This is a genomic window from Candidatus Protochlamydia phocaeensis, from assembly GCF_001545115.1.
GTDB lineage: Bacteria > Chlamydiota > Chlamydiia > Chlamydiales > Parachlamydiaceae > Protochlamydia_A > Protochlamydia_A phocaeensis.
On record NZ_FCNU01000031.1, the window covers coordinates 118,684 to 141,990 of the forward strand.

Below are 23,307 nucleotides of genomic sequence, written 5' to 3' on the forward strand. Positions count from 1 at the left end.
CTAAAAGATAAATGGATAAGAGATCATCAAAAAAACTTCTAATTGTTTGAATTCGAGTTATTTAACAAGCTCTAAGAGGAAATAAAACTTATACAACAGTAAACATATTTTTAACAAGCTTGAATTAATCACGTCATTCTGTTTTTAATAAGTACAAATAATTGATAGCATGATAATAGAAAAAAGCAGGTTCGAATGATCAAAAAACTTTTTTTTTGCTTAGCTTTGTTACCGTTTTCTTCTCTTTTGGGACAACTAGCAAGCGAAAAAAATTCAACAATGGCTCTCATTGAGCAGTCTATTCAACGGGTTATGAAGCAACAAAACATTCCGGGAATCGCTGTTGCTTTGCTCTATGAAGGCCATCCTTCTCTTTTGTCCTTTGGCTGGGCCGATCCTGAACGTCGGATTCCGGTCACTCCATCCACTCTTTTTGAAATTGGCTCTATTACCAAGGTATTCACGACTACTGCTCTAGCCATAGAAGTGCTGAAAGGAAGAATGCATTTAAATGATGCAGTCACAAAATATTTTCCAGCCATTAAACATCCCCAGGCGATCGATCGAGTCACTTTAGTCGAATTGGCGACACATACCTCCAGCTTGCCGCGGACTCTTCCCGCTTTGAATAGAGGCAGAAAGCCTGATCAAACTTTCCTCATTCATTTCTTGGAAAATTGGACGCCTGCATATCCCATCGGAACACGTTATGCGTATTCCAATTTAGGATTCGGCGTACTAGGCAAAGCCATCGCCCATGCCGAGGGTAAAACTTATGAGCAAACTATTCAGCAATGGGTGACTTTTCCTTTAGATATGACAGAGACTGTCATCTTCGTTCCATCGGATTTGCGAACGCATGTTGCTAGAGGGTACAACAAAGAAGGGCAACCCATTCCTCCTTCTTATAAGCCCATGTTAAATGCAGGAAGCGGAGCTATCCGTTCGACAAGCCAAGATATGCTCAAATTCCTGGAGGCTAATTTAGGGCTCAGAGGACCGATTTTTCTTCAAAAAGCGATGCGATTCGCTCAGCAAGGATTCTTTCAAGTCAATCCTCATTTAACTCTTGGCCTAGGCTGGCAGCGCTTTCAAAGTCCTCCCTGGTTGATTATCGATAAAAATGGAGGCATGGCAGGGTTTTCCAGCTATATTGGCTTTATCCCCGATAAAAAAATTGGAATTGTCTTATTAGCCAATAAAAGCAAAACGCACCTAACAACTATAGGAAGACAATTATTGCGAAGACTGGCGAGAGACCTGAATGGAATTCCCTTATCGGATGACTAGGGCAATTCATTTTAAACCGAGTGCAATTGCAAGGTGCGTCTATTTGATAAATAAATCAAAGACAAATTATAATAGAAATAGATAGATTGATCTACTATGGGTATTTTATGGATCCCATTTCTAACCAACTGCCTCCTTATTCTCAATATGACATTGAAGTGTATGCCTTGCAAAAGGCGCACCGCCATGTTATCACTCAGCAAATCGATATTCTTCTCCCCAAACCCTTTGAAATTATGACCGCCAAATCAGAAAAAGGAGAATTAAAAAAGAAGAAGCAAAAAGGGGAAAAGCAAGAGAGAGAAAAAGGAAGGCTTTCTTCTCACAAGGAAAAAAATTCTAAAAAACCCTCTTAATCTTTACTCTTTTCCCTTTGATTCTGCCATTTTGTTAGCGTTTCGCGCATGCGTCTGGTATGGCTTCCTTCCCAGTATGTTTTTTGACAATGCATGCAATACAAAAGGGAATCTTTTTCTCTCTCCCCTATATCTTTTGGAACGCTTTTCCTAGCTTGTTCATCTGCTTTGACAAGCATTTGATTGCAGATTAAACAACGGCTAAAGGGATGATGAAGCCAATTGAGAGGAAGCTTCGCATTGATTTCTTGTATACACTCTTTCAATTCATTGGCTTTCAGCCAAAGCACATGCTCTTGCCGAGGATCTATCTCTAAAAAGTGGCGATCGCGGGAAATCAATAAACGCCGCTCTTGCAAAGCTAAGAGATAAACGGCTGAGTCGGAAAGCGAACGCGTGATAATTTCCGTATCATATCCAGCCGCACGCAACCAACGGCCTAAGCGCGCCAGCATTTCATCGCATAGAAATTTCATTGACTCTCAGAAAAGCACAATTTAGTAGCTTAAATTTAACAAAAATTCTATTTAATACATTTATCGAATTCTTTTAGGGTATCAACAATGAATCAAATTTCTAGTGCCAAATTGATCCTTATTTTAGTCATTTCCTTTTTAATTTATTTCATCCTTTCTTTTCAGCAAACCAAGGAAAGAAATGCACGTTTTGATTCCATCGAGCAATCCATTGAAGAGCTTCGCAAAGACGTTCGAGAGCTGCAACGAGACGTTCATAGCCGCTGACCTCTTACTTGTCCTCCTTTTCCTCAGTGGAAGCTAAAATTTGACGCAGCACATAAGGCAGAATACCGCCTTGGTGATAATAGTCTACTTCAATTGCCGTATCTAACCGGGCAATGACCGCTATCTGCTCTTTTCCTTGCTTGCGCTCAATTTCAAGAATAAGGTCTTGATTGGGATGAAGTCCGTTTTCAAGGCCTAAGATAGAAAACTGCTCTTCTCCTGTAATTCCCAAAGACTCCCAGCTTTGATCATCTTTAAATTCCAACGGTAGAACGCCCATTCCGATTAAATTGCTGCGGTGAATGCGTTCAAAACTGCGCGCAACGACGGCTCGGACCCCTAAAAGAGCCGACCCCTTAGCCGCCCAATCACGCGAGCTGCCCATTCCATAGTCTTTCCCTGCAAAAACAATGAGGGGAACTTTTCTTTCGCTATAAATTTGGCAAGCGTCGAAAATCGCCATTTCCTTATTGTCCGGCATTAAGCGTGTATACCCGCCCTCTTTATCGCCTGCCAGCTTATTGCGCAAGCGCACGTTCGCAAAAGTTCCACGCATCATAACCAGGTGATTTCCCCTTCTACTTCCATAGCTGTTAAATTCTCTTTCTTTTACTCCCAAGGAAAGCAGATATTTACCTGCTGGAGAATCCGCTTTAAAAGATCCGGCCGGTGAGATGTGGTCTGTTGTCACCGAATCGCCAAATAAGGCCAGAACCCGCATGCGCTTAAGTTCTTTCTGTTTGGGAGGCTCTAAAGTAAATCCTTCAAAATAAGGAGGTTGTTGAATATAGGTGCTGGCAATCTCCCAATCATACTGAGCGCCCTCGCGAGTGATGATTTCTTTCCAAACGGGATTGTCTTCCAAGATATGGGAATAACGCGTCTTGAACATCTCTGGCCGCAATCCCCGCTGAATCGCCTCTTCAATTTCTTGAGAAGAAGGCCAAATATCCTTTAAAAAGACAGGATGGCCTGCTTGATCTACCCCCAAAGGCTCTTTATCCAAATCAATATCAATACGTCCGGCAATTGCATAGGCGATAACCAAAGGAGGGGACATGAGGAAATTCGCTTTAACGGCGCCATGGATGCGCGCCTCAAAATTGCGGTTGCCGCTCAGCACGCTGGCTGTGATGATATCATAGTCCTTAATGGCCTTTTCAAGGGTTTCATCCAATGGTCCGCTATTGCCAATACACGTCGTACAGCCATAGGCGACTAATTGAAATCCAAGCGCGTTTAAGTAATTTTGAAGGCCCGTGTTATCTAAATAATCCGTGACAATGCGCGAACCTGGCGCCAAGCTCGTTTTGACTAAAGGATTGATTCCAAGTCCTTTTTCAACGGCTTTTTTCGCTAGCAAACCTGCCGCTATCATAACGCTTGGATTGCTCGTATTCGTGCAGCTAGTAATCGCTGCAATGACAATGGATCCGTGTCGCAACATAAGATCGGAAGGAACAATTTCTGAATAACCGGGATTGATGACAGGAGGATTATAAGGCCTATTTGTCACCATTTCGACCTCTCCCCAGCTTTGCGGATGAGCATCTTTTTCTAATAGAGACTCGGTTCCTCCCCATTCATGCGGATGGGAGAGGATGAAAGATCCATCCGAATGAACAGAAACTTTAGGCAGAAGATCTGTGGGCGATTTTTCATATCCACCGGCTGAGATAGGAGCCGCAAGCAATTCCTGAAACCGTTCTTTGACAGCAATTAAGTCGATGCGGTCCTGTGGACGTTTTGGGCCTGACACGCAAGGGCGGATTTCGCTTAAATCCAGCTCTAAGACTTTGGTAAAGTCCACCTCTCCTTTTCTAGGAATGCCGAACAGTTGCTGAGCTTCTAAATAGTCTCGCACAAGTTGAACATGCTTCTCTTCACGGCCTGTCATTCTCAAATAATCGAGGGTTTTATCATCCACCGGAAAGAATCCCATGGTGGCTCCATATTCGGGCGCCATATTGCCGATCGTCGCTCGATCGGCCACCGTTAGGCTAGCCGCTCCTTCTCCAAAAAATTCAATAAATTTTCCCACCACTTTTTCTTTGCGCAGCATTTCCGTAATGCGCAGCGTCAGATCTGTTGCCGTTACTCCTTCTTGCAAGTTTCCGCTCAAATGCACGCCAATGACTTCGGGCATTTGCAGAAAAACAGGCTGCCCTAGCATCGCCGCTTCAGCTTCAATCCCCCCCACGCCCCAACCGACTACACCCAGTCCATTGATCATAGTGGTATGCGAATCTGTTCCAACCAATGTGTCGGGATAAACAAGATAATGACCATTTTGCTGCTTTACCGTCACGACAGAAGCAATGTATTCTAAATTGACCTGGTGTACAATTCCAATTCCGGGCGGAATGACTTTAAAGGTCTTATAGGCTTGCTGTCCCCATTTTAGGAAGGAATAGCGTTCACGATTGCGCTGGAATTCAATCTTTAAATTGAAAAGAAAAGCATCGTCCGTTCCTGCCCGGTCAACTTGGACTGAATGGTCAATGACTAAGTCGACAGGCACTTGGGGTTCGATGATGCCCGGATCAAATCCTTGAGCAGCAACGGCATCACGCATTGCTGCTAAGTCGACAAGTAAAGGAACGCCCGTAAAATCCTGCAAGATGACGCGCGAGACGACAAAAGGGACATCGCCATCTGGGGGCTTTACAGCACTCCATTTAGCCAACCGAACGACATCTTCTTCCTTGACGAGCTTCCCATCACAATTGCGCAAGAGAGATTCCAACATAATGCGGATAGACACAGGAAGGCGTCGGATATTCCCCACTCCTTGCTTTTCCAGTTCAGGCAACGAGTAATAATGATAGCGCTCTGTTTTTCCCTCAAGCGTTTGCAAGGTATGAAAGGGATTGATAAATAATGGCATAACGTCCCCTTGATAAATAAAATCTTTTGTAAAAATTCTTTTAAATCCGCATTCTATGCTTTTTCTTTTTTCAGATAAATGGCATTTGCATGAATAAGTAGGAAATATGAGGGGATGGATTTCAATGATAAATTTCCCGACTAATAAAAGTAAGAACATCCTCATTACAGGACGCCCGCGTGTCGGCAAATCCAGCCTTATCAAATGTTGCGCCTCATGGCTTGGCCCGCGAGCGGGGGGATTTTTTACCGAGGAAGTCCAAGGCGAAGGCATCCGCGGCCGCTCGGGCTTCCGCCTGCAGACGTTAGACGGACAAACAGGCATGCTGGCAGAAGTCGATATTTCAAGTCCTTATCGGCTAGGCCGCTACGGCATTCATATAGAAGTGCTGGATCACTTGGCCGTTCCCGCTCTTCTATCCGCTTTGCAAGATGTAAATAAAGAATGGATCCTCGTTGACGAAATTGGAAAAATGGAAGAACAAAGCGAGGATTTAAAAAAACTTTTATTAAAATCGCTGGATAGTCATAAACGCGTATTAGCCTCCATCCGTTGGCACGATAGCCCTTTTACCCGCCTGATCAAAGCTCGAGAGGATGTTGGCATTTTCAAGCTTACAGTTCCTAATCGAGAAGAATGCTATCTACAAATTAAAAAAATCATTTCAAACCAAGAGGGATAGTTAATACCGCTAAAAGAGACTGTATTAAAACAACTCATGATCATACACACAAAATGAGGTCAAAATGGATATTTCCTTATTTTTTGCTAAATATTTCGGCCTTTATTTCTTGATTATAGGTCTCATTGGCTTATCGAGAAGAAACCAGGTAGAACCTGCTATCAATCATCTCTTCACTCATCCAGGATTAATGGCCCTTTCTGGAATTTCCAAACTTCTCTTTGGATTAGCCATTGTTCTTATTCATCCCATATGGGAATGGGATTGGCGAGGAGTGATCACCTTTTTGGGTTATCTGGGCATCGTGGCCGGCATTATCCGCCTCTCTTTTCCCGAAAGCATGAAAACGTTTGATCTAAAGGTATTCTCTAACGCTTATTGGTTCATTTGGACTATTGTCCTTTTGTTAGGTATTTATTTCATTTATCATGGTTTCTTTGCCATAAGACAATAAAAGCTTGATAAAAAAATTATTTAAAATCGATGGAATGAATAAAAAGGAATCACCATGAAAAAAAATATCGGGACTCCAGACCGTGTTATTCGTCTTCTCATTTCGCTTGTCCTTTTCTTTTTTGCTTGGTGGCTCCCCAGTTGGATTGTCCTAGCGCTTGCCTTATTTACTTTATATGAATCCCTTGCAGGCTGGTGCATTTTCTATCAGCTGATAGGAAAAAATACCTGCCCGCTTCCTTCAACAAGAGAACCGCCAGTTGATCGCTCTTTTGAAGATCAGTGATTCTCAAACCACTCCCTTATCTTTTCGCTCTGCTTTTGATGTATTCATCGTGGATGAGCTTGATAAAGGTGATGGCCATTTTTATCGCATTGCTATTTAAATGCAGAGGAAGAAGATTTATTGAACCTGTATAAGATTGCGGGATTTCCGGCTGCCCTTTTATAAAAGGCAGCCAAGAAATGGGAAGACTAGGCTGCTTTGCCAGCAAACATAAATTGATCAATGCCTTTAAGCTGTATTTTTAACTTGAATTTGGAGTTCTTTAAGATTAAATAAATGGGCCGGGAGCCGAACGGCTCCTGGATTTCAGCAATAGCTAAGAATGAATATAAAAGGGGAACTGGCAAATTTCCTGAAAATGGAATTGGCTCCATAAACGCATCAATTCATTTTCCATCAAAATAGCCATGATGGACTGATATTCCCTCTTTTTAGCTTCTTTAAGAGCGGTTTGGATCAAGGCTGCTCCTATACCATGATGCCGATGGCTAGGATGCGTTCCCATATTCCAAATTCCCGCCATTTTCCCCATTGCCAATGTCAATCCTGCGACTGGCGTCTCGTTTTCGTAAGCTAAATAATGGATTTCCTTGCCTGCTTGTGTCGCTCGATTTGTGATCTGATAGAGCTGTTCAATGACTGCTGAAGAAAAGCCGAAGAGGGAAAAGATCAACGTGCAAAATTGCTTCAACTCGGTCTGAGAATCGACCCGGCGAATGTGAATTGAAGAAAGGCTGACAGCGGGCAATAGAGGCCGGTCTAAAGAAGCGCAAATGCCTCGCAGCATTCCGCTTGGCTGCATATTCTTTTGAACAAACCAATTCGACAATTCAGATGATGGGTTTGGCGAATGCCCGGCTTTGCCTAATAACTGAGGAGCTCCCCACCAAAAAAATGGCAAGCCTTTTTTCTCAACAGCCACTAAAATTTGCTGGGCCTTCTGTCTGCTGATCTGGTCTGAATGCTGCCAGACAGCATTGGAAACAGCCCCTTCTGTTCCGGAAAAGCAGATTGTATAGTCTAGACATTCATTAAAATCGGCTTTGGGAAATGACCGGTATTCAGCTTTTGATCCAAAAAATTCCTGACGGCCTTTAAGAATACATTGCAGAGCGTCATATTGATGCATATTTTCCTCCTTTTGATGAGACTGTTCATTCTACTCAGTAGAAAAGAGGGAAAATACGGTAGTTGTTACTGTAACAGGCCTAAAGACCGCAATTCATGGCCTTTGGCAATCAATTCCTTTTTATTAGCGCAGTTCAGCTTGTTTTTAATATGGTTAAGATAAGACTCTACAGTGCGGACAGATAATCCAAGCTTTTCGGCGACATCTTGCATGCGCATTTCATCACTATAATGGTTCAAGCATTCTTTTTCCCGCCTTGAGAGTTGAATAGAAGGTTTGGCGCGGATAAAATTTAAAAATAGATCCTTAGCAGGGCTAGGCTGCTCAAAAGGAGAATCTTCCGCGCGAAAGGCTGTCCCCTTTAATTGAAATAAATCGATTGGATCAGCTTCCGCCATATTCAAAATAGGAAGGAGTTCCTCTTTGAAAAATTGACAAAACTTCTTAAGCAATGCTTGGTCATTCAAATAGGTTGAATAGATTTTCTCATGGCTGGCAGGGGCATTAAAACCAAAAAATTCACATCGCTCTTTTTGCCTCTCAATTAAGCAAAATCCATGCGACATGTCAAAATTTTCTTTAGCATATTTAAGGGCGGTTATTTGCTCTTCCTTTTGAACATAATGCGTCCAAAATAAGGCTCCTGTCTGATAGCAGCTCGGCTGCAGCATCAAGGGATCTAAGAGATATAGCTCTTGATGAGTATAATGGTCAGCCCAATCAGGACGGCTTACCAAAGGGCGCCAATATCCATCCGAAGTAAGAGAATGATACGTAAAGTAATTGATTCCAAAAGCCTGCTTGAGAGGCTCGCATACCTGCTTAATTTTATGATGGTAGCGCTTGATATAGCGTTCGACATAATTCTCTACAGACTTAACCATAGCCATTTAATAAAATAAAAAAATTAAAGATGGGAAAAACTCTAAACTCAGGTCAATCATCTAGATTCGAGTTCTTTTCTCCTAGAAGAAAATAATCTCAAATATAATTTATGGAGTTAATACAGCTTCTTAGAAGAGGTCTGCCAAGCAAAACTTCGGTTTATTTTTTTATAAACAAAAGAAAAGCAAAGATTTATAAATATTCTTTATTTCATTTTAATTCCGCGCGCGCTACCTGTGTCTCTTCAATATCCAATTCTCTCTCAAGCAGATTTAATAATCCGTCTTCAATTTCATGCCTTTCCCACATCTCTATGAGATGGATACGCTGGATGCGCAAAATGTCGCGCCTAACCCATTCTATAGAATGAAAATTGGATTCCATGTGGGAAGAGATTTCAAAAATGCGGTAACGGGTATTGAAATAAGTTAAAAGAAAGAAATACTCGTTCTCACCAATCCGCTTTTGCGCATATTGATGATGCAATTCTTTTTCCGCAACGCGGGCTAAGTGCTGGCGCACTCGCCGAACCACCTCTTCGCTTTCCTCGGGAGTGATCTTTAGCCATTGAATAAGGGCGTGTAACGAGAGGCTTGGAATTAGAAGAGTGAGAAAAATAACGATAAAAGTAATAAAAACCACTTCTTCCCTGCCTGGCACTAAGGCTCCATTAGGAAGATAGAAAGGCAAAGCAAGCACTGCTGTTAGAGATACAATTCCACGCATGCCTGCCCAACTCAATAAAGTGGTATCTTTTAATATATGCTTCTTTGCTGCCAGCCTAGCCATTTCTTTTTTAAGCGCATATTGAATGGCTTCATTTGTATAAATCCACACCATGCGAACCAAAATGGTAATACAGGTGATTAGAAGGCCATAACCGGAGTAAATAATCAATCGATCGAGAGGCATTTGCCTGGCGGCAGCCCCAAATTGCGAACCGATGAGCATAAAAACAAAACAATTTAGAATAATAATAAAAATATCCCATCCAGCTAAGCTAATCACACGTGTTAAAGAAGAGAAATGCGTCTTAAACAGACGGGATCCGATCAACCCTCCAATGACGACAGCTAATACCCCCGACACAGCTAAATAATCGGCAACAAGATAAAGAATATAGGGAATGGCAAAAGAAAAAACAGCAGCCATCACCGAACCAAAAAAGTGACTGGAAAACCAATGTAGGCCATATCCTAAAACAAATCCAATGATCGTCCCTCCAAAAACGACTTTAATAAATTCTACACTCGCTTGATTCAATGAAAAAGAGCTTGATAAAAGCGCAATAACGGCTAAACGATAAAGAACTAAGCCAGACGCATCATTGATCAAGCTTTCCCCTTCCAATAGGGTAATGAGCTTTGTCTTAATTCGAAAACGCTTAAGAATAGCAATGGCGGCAACAGCATCCGGCGGAGAAATAATTGCTCCAAAAGCAAAAGCAAGCGCCCAAGGAAATTGAGGGAAAAGCCATTTGAATAACACAGCTACAACAAGCGTCGTTGCTGCAACAAGCCCAAGCGCAAGGGAAGAAATTTCTATGATATGACGCTTAAATTCTCCAAATGCCAGGCTATAGGCAGCATGATATAAAATCGGAGGAAGCACTACGATTAAAATCAAATTCGGATCAATGGAAAGAGCACTGACCTGTGGAATAAATCCAATAGCAGCTCCTCCAAAAATTAAGACAGGGGGATAAGGAAACTTAAAGAACTGCGCAATGCCCACTAACGCCATAGCAGTCCCCATTAACCAAACAAGCGTTTGGAAATTTTCCATGTTGCCTCATTGCCTTAATTAATTCTAAAGATTGCCGTCAACGTGCATTAAGAAAAGCTGCTGCTTTGGATAAATAGAGAACAATATTTTAGGCTATCGATAGTTGCGATTATTTTCCCTTAGAACGAAGTTTACAGGAAAAAAGAACTCGAATCTAGGTCGCTAGCGTTTCTAATACCTTCTCTAATAATCTCCGAGCATCTCTTCAAAAATCTATCGATAACTTATCTAGCAGCTTGATAATGGGAATGACATTAAGTCGCCATCAAAAAAATAAAAGCTCAATGTAGCTATACCTTGATCGCTTTGGGAGCGATTGTAGAAAGTGCTGTGGCCTTGCCTCTTCTTGCTTGTTCTGCTCTAGCGCAGCCTTTTCCCCTGCTTTATTTGAAGATACCTTAGTTTGGTTAAAAAGCAGCAGTTTTTCCATTGCCTGGCCTGCTTTTAATTACTTGCTTAATCCCCTTAGAGTCTACCGTGTCCCTGAGGAGAAAAGTGCCTGTTTGATTGCAAGCACAGGAAACGGATTAAGCCTTCCAAAGGATGCCATCCTCTAATTTAATCAAGACGGCTCCGTAAAGCCACCCTGTGCTCAGCTCTTTTCTTTTTCCTTTTTTCCGCTCTCTTTTACAAGCTCTTGCGTAAGCCTAATGACTTCCTTTCCATGATATTGAATCCCGGCAAGCCAATTATGTTTAATGGCTTGATGAAAGAAGTCTTGGGCATCTTGTTGTTGAATAAAAAGCGACTTTTGCTGGCAATGCGCTTTTTCTGCAGCTTTTTTTTGCTTGTTCTCTTCTTTTTCCTCTGTGGCTGGAAAGCCCGTATCGGAAAGATCTAGTCGCAAACTATAAAAACGACAGCGTGTTCCATTAAAATAAGGACCTTGCCCTGCGAGGACCTGCTGGCTGACCTGATAGGCCTTATGCTGGGAATATCTACGATAGGCCAGCTGAAGGCCATATATGGCTGCTCCTGGCGGTATAGGGAATGAGAATGAAATCTGCATATAGACTCCTTCTTTGAGTTCAAGAGCTCATGCTAGCATGTCGATAAATTATTCTCATCCCCCTTAACTAAAGGCTTCTGATTTAGTCAGATACTGGTATAAGCGTGACTTTAAAAATATAAGGAGAAGCCGTACTGTCCAAGCGTGTTTCCGTATTTGGCAGCGTACTTGCGATCCCTCCTACGATATGTCCTATCACTTGCGGCCGATCTAGCTTATCTAACTTCAAGACTCCATTTCGATATTGCGGAAGGCCATCGGCAGGAAAGAACTGAGCGCTTGCTCCGAATAAAAACGGATTGCCCGTATTGACGAACAAAGAGCGAATAAGGGGATATTCCGCATCCATTAAATGCTGAGTATAGTTGCCTGCACGGTCGATTTTAATCGTTGTAACTTGGTTGATAAAAGGCACTTCCGAGTCCGTTTCAAATTGTCCATTGGAAAAAAATCCGTAGCTGATCCCTCCTAAAAAAATGGTATACATGTCGCGGCTTCTTTTGGAGAATAATCCAATAGTTGGACAATTATAATTGTTCATTCCCTGCTTAAATGTATCAGGCAAAGCGGGATCAGCCATGACGGGCGTACCAGCGGCGCTGATTTCAACAGGCACGTTCCAGACACCTCCTGTTACGGTGAAAACGCCCGAAAAAGCGATAAGCGCCGGAGATAAATATCCATGCTTGCTCTTAACAATGGGGACCACATTTAAATCCCTGCGCCTAAAATGGGGATTCGGAAAACTGGGTTTTGGATCTTGAGGAAGCACAGCCAGGGAATCTCCATCATCAAGCAGATAAAATCTGCGTACCTGCTGGCTATACATTCCATTGGAATTGGAATTGTAGAAGCCTTGAAAGTTTTGCCCAAAAACAAGTAAAAAAGGCTGGTTTTGCATCTGTGTCATGTAACCGCCACAAACTTGAAAAAGCGGATTAAAAAGATGCCGCACGTATTGGGCAGCTTTCTCGCCGGGAGCGGGATTAATTACCCAATGCATCAATCCGGGCACATCAATTGCGGTCAAAAAGGGCTTTGTAGAGAAATTTCCATTCTCTTGGTCAACCCCATAGCCGCCGGTTATATATAAGGTATTCTTAACCTGATAAGATTGCGCACTCGTCACTGACAGAAGATCGATCTGTTGCAAAGTAAGGCCCGAGCCGGGGCCTTCTAGGGAACGGTAGGCCACAGTCTTTCTGATCGGGTCAACGACATAAACCACTCGATTCTGCTGTAAAGGAGGAAAATTATCATTTGTATCGCTAAAGCCATGCAAACCATTCGCACGACCAGCGAGCAATAGCCATTTATCTTTATAAATAGCTGATACATAGGATTGAAGCCCTGTAGGCAAATTGAAGTCGGCAAGCTCTATTTGCACGCGGAAAGGCAGGCCCTGTTCAGAAAAAATAGGACTGACTGTTGGTGTCTGATTATCAGCGCACATAGTTGTCGTATTGCTTAACGCGGCTAAAAGTAGACAGCACGTAATACGCTTAAATAAAGTTTTCATAGTTTTTCCATTAATTAAGGTGTTGGGGAAGAATAAAGTTTGCCAAAAAGAGCTGGCTTGTCTGATCGGGGCCACGTTTAGATGTCCACATGATTTTTGTCCCATCCGGACTGAAAACTGGAAGCCCATCGAATTTGGAATGATGGGTCAATCGATGGCTTGCTCCTGTAAAGATATTAAGCAAATAGATTTCATAATGGGCATGCCCGTGAAGAGAAGTGGTAAAAGCAATCACCTTGCCATTCGGGTGCCAATAGGGAGCCCAATTGACCGCGTGATTGTCTGTTAACTGACGCTCGTCGGATCCATCAGCATTGATGACAAATACTTGTAAATAGTGCGGTTTCTCTCGATCGGCCCGGAAAATAATCTGTGTGCCATCAGGAGAAAAAAACGATCCGCCATTATAGCAATCTACAGTATGGGTCACCTGTTGCCTATCTGTCCCGTCAGCTTTCATGGTATAAATATTCATACTTCCCTCCCGATTGCTGGCGAAGACAATACGCAATCCATCAGGGGAATAGGCGCATTCAGCGTGATAAAAAGGCCCTTCTGTTAGAGCTTTCAAATTTGACCCGTCCGGATCTGCCTCATAAATATTCATATAGGGAGTAAAATCCCATTTATAATCTTCTCCTTTGCGATTATAACCCGGCACAGATAGTGCATAATTAGGATCATCCAAAAAGGGATCTGAATGGCTCGATGCAAAGAGAATTTTCTTTCCATCCGGCCTGAAAAACGCACAGGTGCACGCTCCCTTGCCTGTACTGACCATGCGAGGAATACCCTCTTCTAGATCCATGGTATAGATTTGATAATGCTTTTGCCCGACAGGAACGGCTTGGAAAATAATCGTTCTGCCATCAGGAGAAAAATAGCCTTCGCCAGCTTTTTCGAATCCCATTTCCGGAAAGGTCAGTTGCTTAATAACACTTAAATAAGGACTCTCTAAGCGAGTATCAAAAATCTCCAAGTTTGCATAGGCTTGCTGAAAAAAAAGAGAACAGGAAAGAGTGAAACAACAAAAAACAATGCGAATAAACATAAAAAGCATCTCTTGTTAAATGAAATGCTTTTGACATTCTTCCGTTAATTTTTTTTTGTCAATATGCGCTGAAAAAAGAAATGAAGGCATTCAAGGTGGAAAGCTGAGCTCTCCACCTTGAGTAAAAGAAAATATTATCCACCAAATTGGAAATACACTCCTGCATTTGGCCCCTCATAGGGCTGGCCATAATAATAATTAGCATAAGGATAGCCATAATAAAAATCGGCATAAGGATCGCCGTAAGAACTATAGTAATAATAAGGGGCTGGAGCAGAGTAGTAATAATAGTTGTTGTAATAATGATCATGAGGATGATAGTAATATCCATGATGGTCATTCCAGTGGTCTCCATGATCATAACCATCCCAATGGCCATGATAGCCATTCCATTGTTGGGAGCCGCTTGTGTATTGCTGTCTATCTACAGCATTAAATTGCCTATTAGCGTTTCCTTGATTATAGGTAGTATTGGCCTGCCCTTGTCTGCTGCCACTCCATCCCCCTCCATGTCCCCCATCTCCACCATGATGATCCGCAAAAAGAGCAAAAGGAAGAAGAAGTAAACTGCAGGCTAGTGTTTTTTTAACCCCGGTTTTCAAAAACTGAATCATAACAACTCCTTTGTTTAGTGGTTCTAAAAGACTGTCCCCGATCTCTAAGAGGGCGTATTAAAGCTCATCATCGCCTATATTTAAGATTATTTTATCCCTAGGAGAAGGCCCAAATAGGGAAAACCCTCGAATTAGGCCATTGGCGGTTTTAACACACTCTCTAAATGGTTGGCATTCCTTCCACTCTCTCGCTAGCTTTTCTTAATAAGCCTGAAAAGGTTAGAAACCAAGATTAATTTGAATATAAAGGATGCTCACTTGAATATCAAAATAAAATTTAAACTTTTCTTTTCTCCCATACCGATCAAAAGCAATCATTTATTTTTAATTTATTAAAGACTATCGAATTGCCCTTGCCATCCACCGCCGACCTTGATCATTCATTAATGACAACCCTAACAAAGAGTCTAGGGTTTGCCTGAGAGATAGCACAGCTAAGAGGGATTCTGGAAAAGGTTTAACCGCACCCATCTTAGAAGATCCCTTAAAACTGTTGATGGCCTAGAGATTCCTGTTTAACAACAGATTTAATTATCTTAATTAGAAATCTTGAGGTTGAGGATGGTTTCTTAAATGACTATAAAGAGCAAAAGTAGAGAAATGAAAACTAAACAAGAAATCATAACAGCCACTCCCCATATGGGAACGGAATGACCTGTCGTCTCCTCCAGTTTTTCTACGCTCTTTCTATATCTTTTCAAAGCAAAGAGAAAGACGGCTATTCCCCATACAATTAAAAATCCTCCGGCGAAATTGGCGATGATTTTGTGAAGAAAACTTTGAAAACTAATTAGACGGACAATCGCAAATCCTCCTGCCATTCCGGCAAGACCTGTGCGAATCCAAGCTGAGAATGTTCTCTCTGCAGCTAGGAGCGTGCGTTCACTTGCTAGCATTGTACGCTCTTTTGCTAAAATATCTCGTTCAGTCTGCTCCATAATCTCCTCTAATTAACTGTATAACCAAATGAAAACAGAACACTCCAATTTTATTTAATTCTTTACTATACGTTCTATAAGAAGGCGTATGCCCCCTAATGGCTTAGATTCGCGTCTTTTCCCTACTTGACCAGGGAAAAAGCATTCAAATCCGGCCATTAGCAATTTTAATACATTCTCTAAAGTTAATTTTCGCGATAATTATGAATCAAATAAATCAGAACGCGCACAATAAGCTGAATTCCATAGGCGATTTTGAGTTTTATTGGCTGGCTAGCCTGTGAGAAATAGGCAAAATTTCTGCGCGATGCCCTGTTTGGTTCGTTAAAAATTTATTTAATTTATTGCTAAATAGATAGGAAAAAGGAAAAGCATTTGTTAGAGTAATTTTTAATGGCCCTCCTATTGAAGGTTAGGCATGCAGACATCTTCTACCCCTGTTAAACCTGATCCAGCCCCTTCCAAGCGAACAATAAGGGGCTTAAACAGCCTGCTTTTCTTTATTTCTGATGTACGCCATGGCGTAGGCCCCTTGCTCTCTATTTATTTAGAAGGCAGCTTAAAATGGGATGCTGCCCGCATCGGTATAACGCTTGCCATGACAGATGTTTCCTCAGCGATTGCCCAAACCCCTGCCGGATTACTTGTCGATACAACAAAGTATAAACGCTTCCTCATTGCTCTTTCTTGTTTATTGATTATGAGCGGATGCATTTTGATTTTAAATCATCCGACATTTGGCATAATTATTAGTGCCCAGTTGGTAATGGGGATAGCAATTGCTATGATTCCTCCCACTATTGGAGGAATTACTCTTGGACTTTTTGGCAGGCGCATGCTTCCTAAACGGGCTAGCCAAAATGAAATGTGGAATCATGCAGGCAATGTTTTTACGGCCTTTTCAGCCGGCTTACTGGGCTATCTTCTGGGTTACCAGTGGATTTTCTATACTGTGATCATTTTAGGACTCTTAAGCTTAATTTCCCTCTCTTTTATCCGCCCCAAAGAAATTGATCATAATGTGGCACGAGAACTGATTGAATCTCCCCTTCAGTCTCAAATCCCCAAACCGACTCCATTAAAAGCCTTATTAAGGCGAAAAGCCGTGCTAATCTTTAATGCGTCCATGATTCTCTACTATATGACGAATGGAGCCCAAATAGCGTTAGTGGGCCAGCTATTAGCTCATAATTATCCTGGCAGCGGGGCTTTTTTCTTAGCCGCCTGTATGATTATTGCAGAACTTGTCATGATCCTTGTCGCCTATATCATGAGCCACGTCGTCTATCGCTTTGGCCGAAAGCAGATCTTTCTCACTGCGTTTATTATTTTGCCTATCAGGGCCTTTCTCTATACAGTGACGGATAATGCCTATCTCTTGCTAGCCATTCAAATTTTAGACGGAACTGCTGCGGGCATTCTAGGTGTCATTGGAACTGTTATTAACTCGGATCTTGCTATAGGAACCGGACGATTCAATTTTTTGCAAGGCCTAGGGTCTTTATCGACCAGCATCGGTTTTTCTTTAAGCAATGTATTCGCTGGATTCGTGGCTAAATCGCTCGGTTTTAACGCAGCTTTTTTAGCCCTTGCCGGCATCGGAATCGTGGGAGTATTATTTTTTCTGATCCTCATGCCGGAAACCAAGAACCATGCCATTTCCGAGCCTTAACCTAAATTTCAGCTATGCAGTCCAGCTGATTTTCTTGGGTAAGCCATGGCATGAATGAATAGGCAATCAAATTGGATCGAACTGCTTTAAGGAAGCATAGGAATAAAAGCAGCAAGCCATCCTCTAGATTTTCTGGCTCATTTCCCCATTCCACTCATAATCATACATGAAGAAAGCGGGCAAAGTCAGCTTGTACTTCAAGCTATTCATCCAGATGCCGGCAAATACAACAGGCTCAGTAATAAACGGCATAATATCTTGCCCATTAAAAACGATGTCTCTTACGCTAAAAAGGGCTTTCAAGAATTTCTTCATGTTGTTGTCCGGATAAGCAGATTTTTTCCATCCATATAGCAACATGGCAATGGCCAATTGCTTGCTATAGCCGGTTTGAGGATAAATCGGGAAAGACGTGTTATTGAAAAAGGCTTTATCTAACCGATCGCTTGGACTAAATAAATGGGCTCCGCTTGTTGCCCGCGGATTGCATTCAATGGCAAATAAACGTTGTCCAGGCAACTCAATAAAATCAAAAGCGATCTGGCCGGTAAATTGTGTTTGCTTGGCAAATCGTTCAATCCATTTCAAAATAGGCTGATAATCGATGGCTTTAAAAGCCACACATCCCCTGCCATGGACAGTATAACCTACGGGATAAGTGGCGTGCGCTTGAACAACTCCTTGGTGGCAAATGCTATACGTACAATACTTATTTCCTTGCAGCCATTCTTGAGCAACCCAAGGATTATGAGGCTCGATTTGAATAGCAGGCAACGGCTGGCCAAGCGTCCATTCCTTAAGATTAATTGCTGCACGCGAATAACAAGCCTTTAAAGCATAAGAACGAGAAGGATCTAATTTTTTAAGATCGTCAGAACTTTTAATTAAAAATGTCTCGGGAGCTTCCATCCCCAATTCTTTAAGCTTTAGATTGAAAAGCCACTTGTTATGTAATTGATTCAATAAATCAAAAGATGAAACAAATACCTGGCAATGAGAAGGGAATCGATGCTTTTCCTGAGCTAGATAAAGCGCTTCTTCATAAATGGGAATGAGCATATCAATCTTTTCTCTTTTGACAATGTCAACCATATCCTCAATGAATTCTTTTGACTGAAGCCGAGGACTACGAATCAAAAAGCTCTTTTTAACAGCATTAGAAAAACGGCAAATATGCAAATGCATGGTTTCAGCAACATAGACTTCATGTCCTGCTTGATGGAATTGTCTTGCTAAATCTAGAGTGACTGGAGAACGTCCTGAAGTAATGAGAATTTTCTTTGAATTCATGATTTTTATTCGGCCTATTCATTTTTGGATATGGTCTTGTAACCATAAAGAGGGAAATAAAAAGAATCAAATAAAATTTTAACCATCACCAATAAGTCTCCACACCCGCATATCAGCAGGCTTATTATCGTTTAATTCTCTTTCTGGCATTTATTAAATAAATTCTTAAAACTGCTAATTTACCGATAATAAACTCGTACTTCCTTTTCTATACGGCTGCTATGACCTTTTGTCACTTCCCTTAAGCAAGCAAAAACAAGGAAACGTTAATTTGGCTCCTTTACAGCTTTTGATTGGCCTCCATGGCTTATCAGCTAAAAGGCTGCCATCGATTTCACGATGGCCTAGATTATTTGGGATACAAGCGCGTATAGACTTTAATAAAAGCTGCCTGAAATACAGAAGAGAAGAAGGATGCACTAGAGAAAACTTCTTGTTCTTAGCCTTTTAAATTGGATCGCTGTCCAGGCAATTTAGCACTTAGCCGGCGAGTGAAAAGGCTTGGCTCCAAAGTAAATCACAAGAGCGATTAGCATGCATTTAGCTCTTAAAATGAAGGTCGAAAAAATAATAGATTAATTTTAATTTTCTTCCGTATAGTGACCACCGTTTCACCTAACCACTAAACAATTGGGATTTTATGGAAAAACGGATCGCTTATCTTAGCTTCATTTTTGCTTGCCTCCTTTATTCTTTTATCCTTCAGGCCACAGATATTCCTCTAAATGCGAAAATTTATGTCGCCGGCCATAACGGCCTCGTTGGAAGCGCTCTAGTACGAAAATTACAAAGCGAAGGATATACCAATCTTCTCACACGCTCCTCACAAGAGCTAGATCTTACTTCTCAACAAGCTGTGAATAATTTCTTTGAACAAGAACGTCCTGACTATGTCTTTCTTGCAGCAGCCAAAGTAGGCGGCATTAAGGCTAATATGGACTATCCGGCCGAATTTATTTACACAAACTTGATGATTGAAACAAATGTCATTCATGCCGCTTATGTCTACGGAGTCAAAAAGTTGCTCTTTTTGGGGTCTTCCTGCATTTACCCTAAAGAATGCCCGCAACCCATGTTAGAGTCTTATCTGTTAACTGGCCCGCTTGAACCAACAAATGAGCCTTATGCCATTGCAAAAATAGCAGGCCTCAAGCTTTGCGAATCTTATAACCGTCAATATGGGACGCACTTTATCTCCTGCATGCCCACCAATCTTTACGGACCCAATGATAATTTTGACTTACAAACTTCTCACGTTCTTCCCGGACTCCTTCGTAAATTTCAAGAAGCAAAAGAGCAATCGAAAGATCAAGTGACTATCTGGGGATCCGGCTCTCCACGCAGAGAATTTCTCCATGTTGATGATCTGGCCAACGCCTGTTTATTCTTAATGCGCTATTACGAAGGCAATGAAACGGTCAATATTGGCTGTGGAGAAGACTTGACAATTGCCGAACTGGCATTCCTGATTAAAGATGCGGTCGGCTATCAAGGAAATTTGGTTTTCGACCCCTCTTATCCCGATGGGACTCCTCAAAAACTTTTGAATATTCATAAAATTAGGCAAATGGGATGGAAACCGACCATTTCTCTAAAAGAAGGGATTCAAAACACCGTTGAATGGTATAATACGCATTCCCACTAAGTTCTTTCTTATGCAATCAAACTCCCTGTCTATTAACCTGAATTTGGACAGGGAATTTTCTACTCTTAGCCATCAAAAATTGGCTATGCCACCAAAAAACTGACTAGGTCAGCGACATTAAAAAATTATTCCGAGCAAGAAAGCCTAGGACTTACCCCAACCTGTTCTGTAGCTTAAAGAGGCCGCTTTAAATGAGGGTCAAATTTGTGATAAATTAAGCAATAAAACAGAATTTAAAATTTGCTTTTTTTGCCTTATAATTTTAGTCTATTTATTCTTAATATTGATCGCTATATTTTGATTTAGTTCTTAATTTTAGTTAATTTTGCATATAAATTTCTTAACTTTATTTTTATTGAAAGGTTTATGGATTTTACAATACGACCGCTTTCCTCAAGTTCTGTTTCTTATTCGTCATTAGAACAGTCTAAAGACTCAACGGCCCCTCATCAACTTTCTTCTTCTACAAAAGCGGCGGCTTCTACAGCCCTGTTTTCCAGTCAAAACAAAGAGAATTTTCCTCCCTATGAATCCTCTTATCTTTATGCAGCCCAACTTCTTCTTCCTCAAAATCAACAACTATCAAGGACGATTACGGAGACTCAACTTGATCAGTTATTTGATGGAAAAGAAGATACCTCTCAGTTGCTTGTTCAAAGTTTGAAAGGCAAGGCAAGCGATTATCTTGCAAACTTTGCAAAGCATAAAGTGAAGTCCTTTCTTCGCTCTCCAAACCAATTTGCCCCTTCTTCTTCTCATCCCCCCGTTTCCTCCCTACCTGAAATTCAGCGGAAAGAAAATAATAAGACTTATCGATTTAAGCCTTATCAATCTAAACCTGTAGATAAGGCTAAGGGCACAGACAAGAGGTTAAACACAAGCCTTGCAAAAGATAACTGGGATGAAATAAAGTGCGATAATACGCTTTTCTCTCATTTTAAGATTTTTAAACCTAAAAAAAACAAAAAAATTTTAGATTCCGAAATCAACTCCCAAGAAGAGGTTTCCAAGGATTTAAGGCCCCTAGATTCTAAAACCAATGCCGATCAAGAGAATGTCACTGCCTTTACGGAAAAGACATGGGAAGAAATAAAATGCGAGACTACTTTTTTCTTGGACTTTAAGATCTTTATGCCTAAAAAAAAATAAAGATTAATTCTCAGCGCGCAGGCAATTTTATTATATTTTAAATTAGCGTATTTTTTTCGTTAAGACTGTCATCCAAATTCATAATAATAATTCAAAATAATTTTGAATAGACGATTAGCAATTAGATGACAGTCTCTATATAACGGATTTCATTAAGAGTGGGTTTTCTTCCTTTTCTGCCAAGCTTGATGCGTTATCCGATAAAGAATATGCCTCTTCAACCAATGCCCATCGGAAAGCTTGGGATGATCAAAGTCGCCTTCTGGATCATGAACCATTCCAATCTTCTTCATGACCGAGCGAGAGCGTATATTGGGCACAGCCGTAAAAGAGACGACTTCATTTGCATGCAGCTTTTCAAATGCATAGTCTAGCGCCGCGCACGCTCCTTCTGGCGCATATCCTTTCCCCCAATGATCAAAGGCTAATTTCCATCCTATCTCAATAGTGGGCGTAAAAGGAGCAATAAAATCAACGAAGCGAAGCCCAATAAATCCGATGAAGGCTGGTTCCTCTCTTAGAGAGACAGCCCAAAATCCCCAGCCATATTTTGCAAAATGCTCTTGAATGCGACAGTATTCTTCTTTTGTCTCGTGCTCGCTTTTCACTGCGGGGAAAAATTCCATCACACGCGGATCGGCATTCAATCGGGCAAATGAGTGGATATCTTCTTCGCACCATGGACGCAGAATTAATCGCTCTGTTTGAATTACAGTAGACATTTTCTCCTCACATTCAAGCCAACAACCTTTTAACTATATAGTCGACAGGCTTTTAAGTTAAGTGAATCTTCTATTGTGGAGAAATTGACGTCGGTCTAGAAGCCCAAAAAGCGTCATTTCATCATAAAGCTTGTCAAAATTTGATTATTATATGATATGAAGATGACCTTAATGAGAAAATGAACAAGCATTCATTCCGATTATCCAACTTCAGCTCTTTCATCTGCAAGGAGGCTAAATGAAGCTCAATAATATTCTTGAAGCAATAGGCAAAACGCCCTGTGTGCGGCTAAATCGAATCGGCCAAGATCTCGATTGCGACCTTTATGGCAAGTGCGAATTTTTGAATCCAGGAGGTTCTATCAAAGACCGCATCGCCTACCAAATGGTTGAAGAGGCTGAAAGAACAGGCAGAATCAAGCCCGGCGATACGCTTATTGAAGCAAGCTCCGGTAATACGGGAATCGGCTTTGCCTTGGCAGGAGCGATTAAGGGGTATAAGGTCATCATTACAATGCCTGCCAAGATGAGCCATGAAAAAGAGGTGGTCATTGAGGCCTTGGGTGCAAAAATTTACCGCACTCCAACCGAAGCCGCTTGGGATTCGCCTGAAAGCCATATTTCGCTTGCCAAAAAACTGGCGAAAGAGCTGCCTAACGCTCATTTTCTCGATCAATACAGCAATCCCGCCAATCCCGCTGTCCATTATGAAACGACTGCTCAAGAAATCTTGGATGACATGGGCGATCAGCTTGCCATGGTCGTGATCGGCGTGGGAACAGGCGGAACCATCACTGGTGTTGCCAAGCGATTAAAAGAACGCATGCCCCAAGTGAAAATTGTAGGCATTGACCCCTATGGGTCTATTTTAGGAGGCGGAACAGATATCCATCCCTATAAAGTTGAAGGCATCGGATATGATTTCATTCCCCCTGTATTGGACAATCGCTTGGTAGATGAATATGTCAAAGTCAATGACCAAGACTCTTTCTTAATGGCCAGGCGTCTAATCCGAGAGGAAGGCTTATTAGTTGGCGGCTCTTCCGGCTCTGCCGTCTGGGGTGCTCTGCAAGCGGCCAAAAGCCTAAAAAAAGGGCAGCGATGCTTGATCATCCTACCAGACAGCATTCGCAATTATCTTTCCAAATTCGTCGATACTCGTTGGATGCAAGAACAAGGATTTCAAGTTTAACTTTAATGCG

22 protein-coding genes are annotated in these 23,307 nt (G+C 41.7%); 10 read left to right on the forward strand and 12 right to left on the reverse strand.

The features are described from left to right. Positions 1 to 195 precede the first annotated feature (195 nt). Positions 196 to 1,290: a serine hydrolase gene (locus tag BN3769_RS12225; RefSeq protein ID WP_068471002.1), complete on the forward strand. Its 1,095-nt coding sequence runs from the start codon at positions 196 to 198 to the stop codon at positions 1,288 to 1,290. A gap of 107 nt (positions 1,291 to 1,397) precedes the next feature. Further along, positions 1,398 to 1,646, forward strand: coding sequence for a hypothetical protein (locus BN3769_RS12230; protein ID WP_068471004.1), 249 nt, complete (start codon positions 1,398 to 1,400; stop codon positions 1,644 to 1,646). Here the strand turns inward: BN3769_RS12230 and BN3769_RS12235 are convergent. Beyond that, positions 1,643 to 2,122: a DUF5615 family PIN-like protein gene (locus BN3769_RS12235; protein WP_068471006.1), complete on the reverse strand. Its 480-nt coding sequence runs from the start codon at positions 2,120 to 2,122 to the stop codon at positions 1,643 to 1,645. The two genes, BN3769_RS12230 and BN3769_RS12235, sit on opposite strands and share 4 nt — an antisense overlap. An 87-nt stretch (positions 2,123 to 2,209) precedes the next feature. Here BN3769_RS12235 and BN3769_RS12240 point away from each other — a divergent pair, with 87 nt between their 5' ends. Then, positions 2,210 to 2,389, forward strand: coding sequence for a hypothetical protein (locus BN3769_RS12240; protein WP_068471007.1), 180 nt, complete (start codon positions 2,210 to 2,212; stop codon positions 2,387 to 2,389). Between the two features lie 4 nt (positions 2,390 to 2,393). On the opposite strand, the gene BN3769_RS12245 is transcribed toward BN3769_RS12240, so the two are convergent. Next, on the reverse strand, positions 2,394 to 5,276 hold the full coding sequence (locus tag BN3769_RS12245) for an aconitate hydratase (RefSeq protein ID WP_068471112.1): 2,883 nt from the start codon (positions 5,274 to 5,276) through the stop codon (positions 2,394 to 2,396). 124 nt (positions 5,277 to 5,400) lie between these two features. Between BN3769_RS12245 and BN3769_RS12250 the strand changes: the two genes are divergently transcribed. The 3 genes from BN3769_RS12250 to BN3769_RS12260 all read left to right on the forward strand — a co-directional run bounded on the left by BN3769_RS12250 (position 5,401) and on the right by BN3769_RS12260 (position 6,697). Beyond that, the gene (locus BN3769_RS12250) at positions 5,401 to 5,958 is read left to right on the forward strand and encodes a nucleoside-triphosphatase (RefSeq protein ID WP_068471009.1); all 558 of its coding nucleotides are present in this window, start codon (positions 5,401 to 5,403) and stop codon (positions 5,956 to 5,958) included. Between the two features lie 64 nt (positions 5,959 to 6,022). Then, positions 6,023 to 6,412, forward strand: coding sequence for a hypothetical protein (locus tag BN3769_RS12255; protein ID WP_068471011.1), 390 nt, complete (start codon positions 6,023 to 6,025; stop codon positions 6,410 to 6,412). 54 nt (positions 6,413 to 6,466) lie between these two features. Next, positions 6,467 to 6,697 (forward strand): YgaP family membrane protein, encoded by a 231-nt coding sequence (locus BN3769_RS12260; RefSeq protein ID WP_068471012.1) that lies wholly within the window; start codon positions 6,467 to 6,469, stop codon positions 6,695 to 6,697. A 316-nt stretch (positions 6,698 to 7,013) separates the two neighbouring features. On the opposite strand, the gene BN3769_RS12270 is transcribed toward BN3769_RS12260, so the two are convergent. The 8 genes from BN3769_RS12270 to BN3769_RS12310 all read right to left on the reverse strand — a co-directional run bounded on the left by BN3769_RS12270 (position 7,014) and on the right by BN3769_RS12310 (position 15,627). Beyond that, on the reverse strand, positions 7,014 to 7,826 hold the full coding sequence (locus BN3769_RS12270) for a GNAT family N-acetyltransferase (protein WP_068471016.1): 813 nt from the start codon (positions 7,824 to 7,826) through the stop codon (positions 7,014 to 7,016). A 65-nt stretch (positions 7,827 to 7,891) separates the two neighbouring features. After that, entirely contained in the window at positions 7,892 to 8,710 is an 819-nt protein-coding gene (locus tag BN3769_RS12275; protein WP_195155582.1) for a helix-turn-helix transcriptional regulator, read from the reverse strand. A gap of 211 nt (positions 8,711 to 8,921) precedes the next feature. Continuing rightward, entirely contained in the window at positions 8,922 to 10,496 is a 1,575-nt protein-coding gene (locus BN3769_RS12280) for a Na+/H+ antiporter (RefSeq protein ID WP_068471020.1), read from the reverse strand. A gap of 592 nt (positions 10,497 to 11,088) precedes the next feature. Then, positions 11,089 to 11,505: a hypothetical protein gene (locus tag BN3769_RS12290; protein WP_068471025.1), complete on the reverse strand. Its 417-nt coding sequence runs from the start codon at positions 11,503 to 11,505 to the stop codon at positions 11,089 to 11,091. Between the two features lie 82 nt (positions 11,506 to 11,587). Next, positions 11,588 to 13,024, reverse strand: a complete 1,437-nt coding sequence (locus tag BN3769_RS12295; protein WP_228840695.1) for a hypothetical protein — start codon at positions 13,022 to 13,024, stop codon at positions 11,588 to 11,590. 10 nt (positions 13,025 to 13,034) lie between these two features. Beyond that, positions 13,035 to 14,075: a TolB family protein gene (locus tag BN3769_RS12300; protein ID WP_068471027.1), complete on the reverse strand. Its 1,041-nt coding sequence runs from the start codon at positions 14,073 to 14,075 to the stop codon at positions 13,035 to 13,037. 134 nt (positions 14,076 to 14,209) lie between these two features. Continuing rightward, entirely contained in the window at positions 14,210 to 14,689 is a 480-nt protein-coding gene (locus tag BN3769_RS12305; RefSeq protein ID WP_068471029.1) for a hypothetical protein, read from the reverse strand. A gap of 569 nt (positions 14,690 to 15,258) precedes the next feature. Further along, entirely contained in the window at positions 15,259 to 15,627 is a 369-nt protein-coding gene (locus tag BN3769_RS12310; protein WP_068471031.1) for a YidH family protein, read from the reverse strand. A gap of 418 nt (positions 15,628 to 16,045) precedes the next feature. Between BN3769_RS12310 and BN3769_RS12315 the strand changes: the two genes are divergently transcribed. Further along, positions 16,046 to 17,299: an MFS transporter gene (locus BN3769_RS12315; RefSeq protein WP_068471033.1), complete on the forward strand. Its 1,254-nt coding sequence runs from the start codon at positions 16,046 to 16,048 to the stop codon at positions 17,297 to 17,299. Positions 17,300 to 17,422: 123 nt separating this feature from the next. Here the strand turns inward: BN3769_RS12315 and BN3769_RS12320 are convergent, their stop codons facing one another. After that, positions 17,423 to 18,589: an ATP-grasp domain-containing protein gene (locus tag BN3769_RS12320; RefSeq protein ID WP_068471035.1), complete on the reverse strand. Its 1,167-nt coding sequence runs from the start codon at positions 18,587 to 18,589 to the stop codon at positions 17,423 to 17,425. Between the two features lie 715 nt (positions 18,590 to 19,304). Here BN3769_RS12320 and BN3769_RS12325 point away from each other — a divergent pair. Both BN3769_RS12325 and BN3769_RS12330 read left to right on the forward strand, forming a co-directional pair. Further along, positions 19,305 to 20,234, forward strand: coding sequence for a GDP-L-fucose synthase family protein (locus BN3769_RS12325; RefSeq protein ID WP_068471116.1), 930 nt, complete (start codon positions 19,305 to 19,307; stop codon positions 20,232 to 20,234). 366 nt (positions 20,235 to 20,600) lie between these two features. Further along, complete coding sequence (locus BN3769_RS12330; RefSeq protein WP_068471037.1) at positions 20,601 to 21,383, forward strand: hypothetical protein; 783 nt, start codon at positions 20,601 to 20,603, stop codon at positions 21,381 to 21,383. 152 nt (positions 21,384 to 21,535) lie between these two features. Here the strand turns inward: BN3769_RS12330 and BN3769_RS12335 are convergent, their stop codons facing one another. Then, positions 21,536 to 22,105: a GNAT family N-acetyltransferase gene (locus tag BN3769_RS12335; RefSeq protein WP_068471039.1), complete on the reverse strand. Its 570-nt coding sequence runs from the start codon at positions 22,103 to 22,105 to the stop codon at positions 21,536 to 21,538. A gap of 238 nt (positions 22,106 to 22,343) precedes the next feature. Between BN3769_RS12335 and BN3769_RS12340 the strand changes: the two genes are divergently transcribed. After that, positions 22,344 to 23,297: a pyridoxal-phosphate dependent enzyme gene (locus tag BN3769_RS12340; protein ID WP_068471041.1), complete on the forward strand. Its 954-nt coding sequence runs from the start codon at positions 22,344 to 22,346 to the stop codon at positions 23,295 to 23,297. Positions 23,298 to 23,307 lie beyond the last annotated feature (10 nt).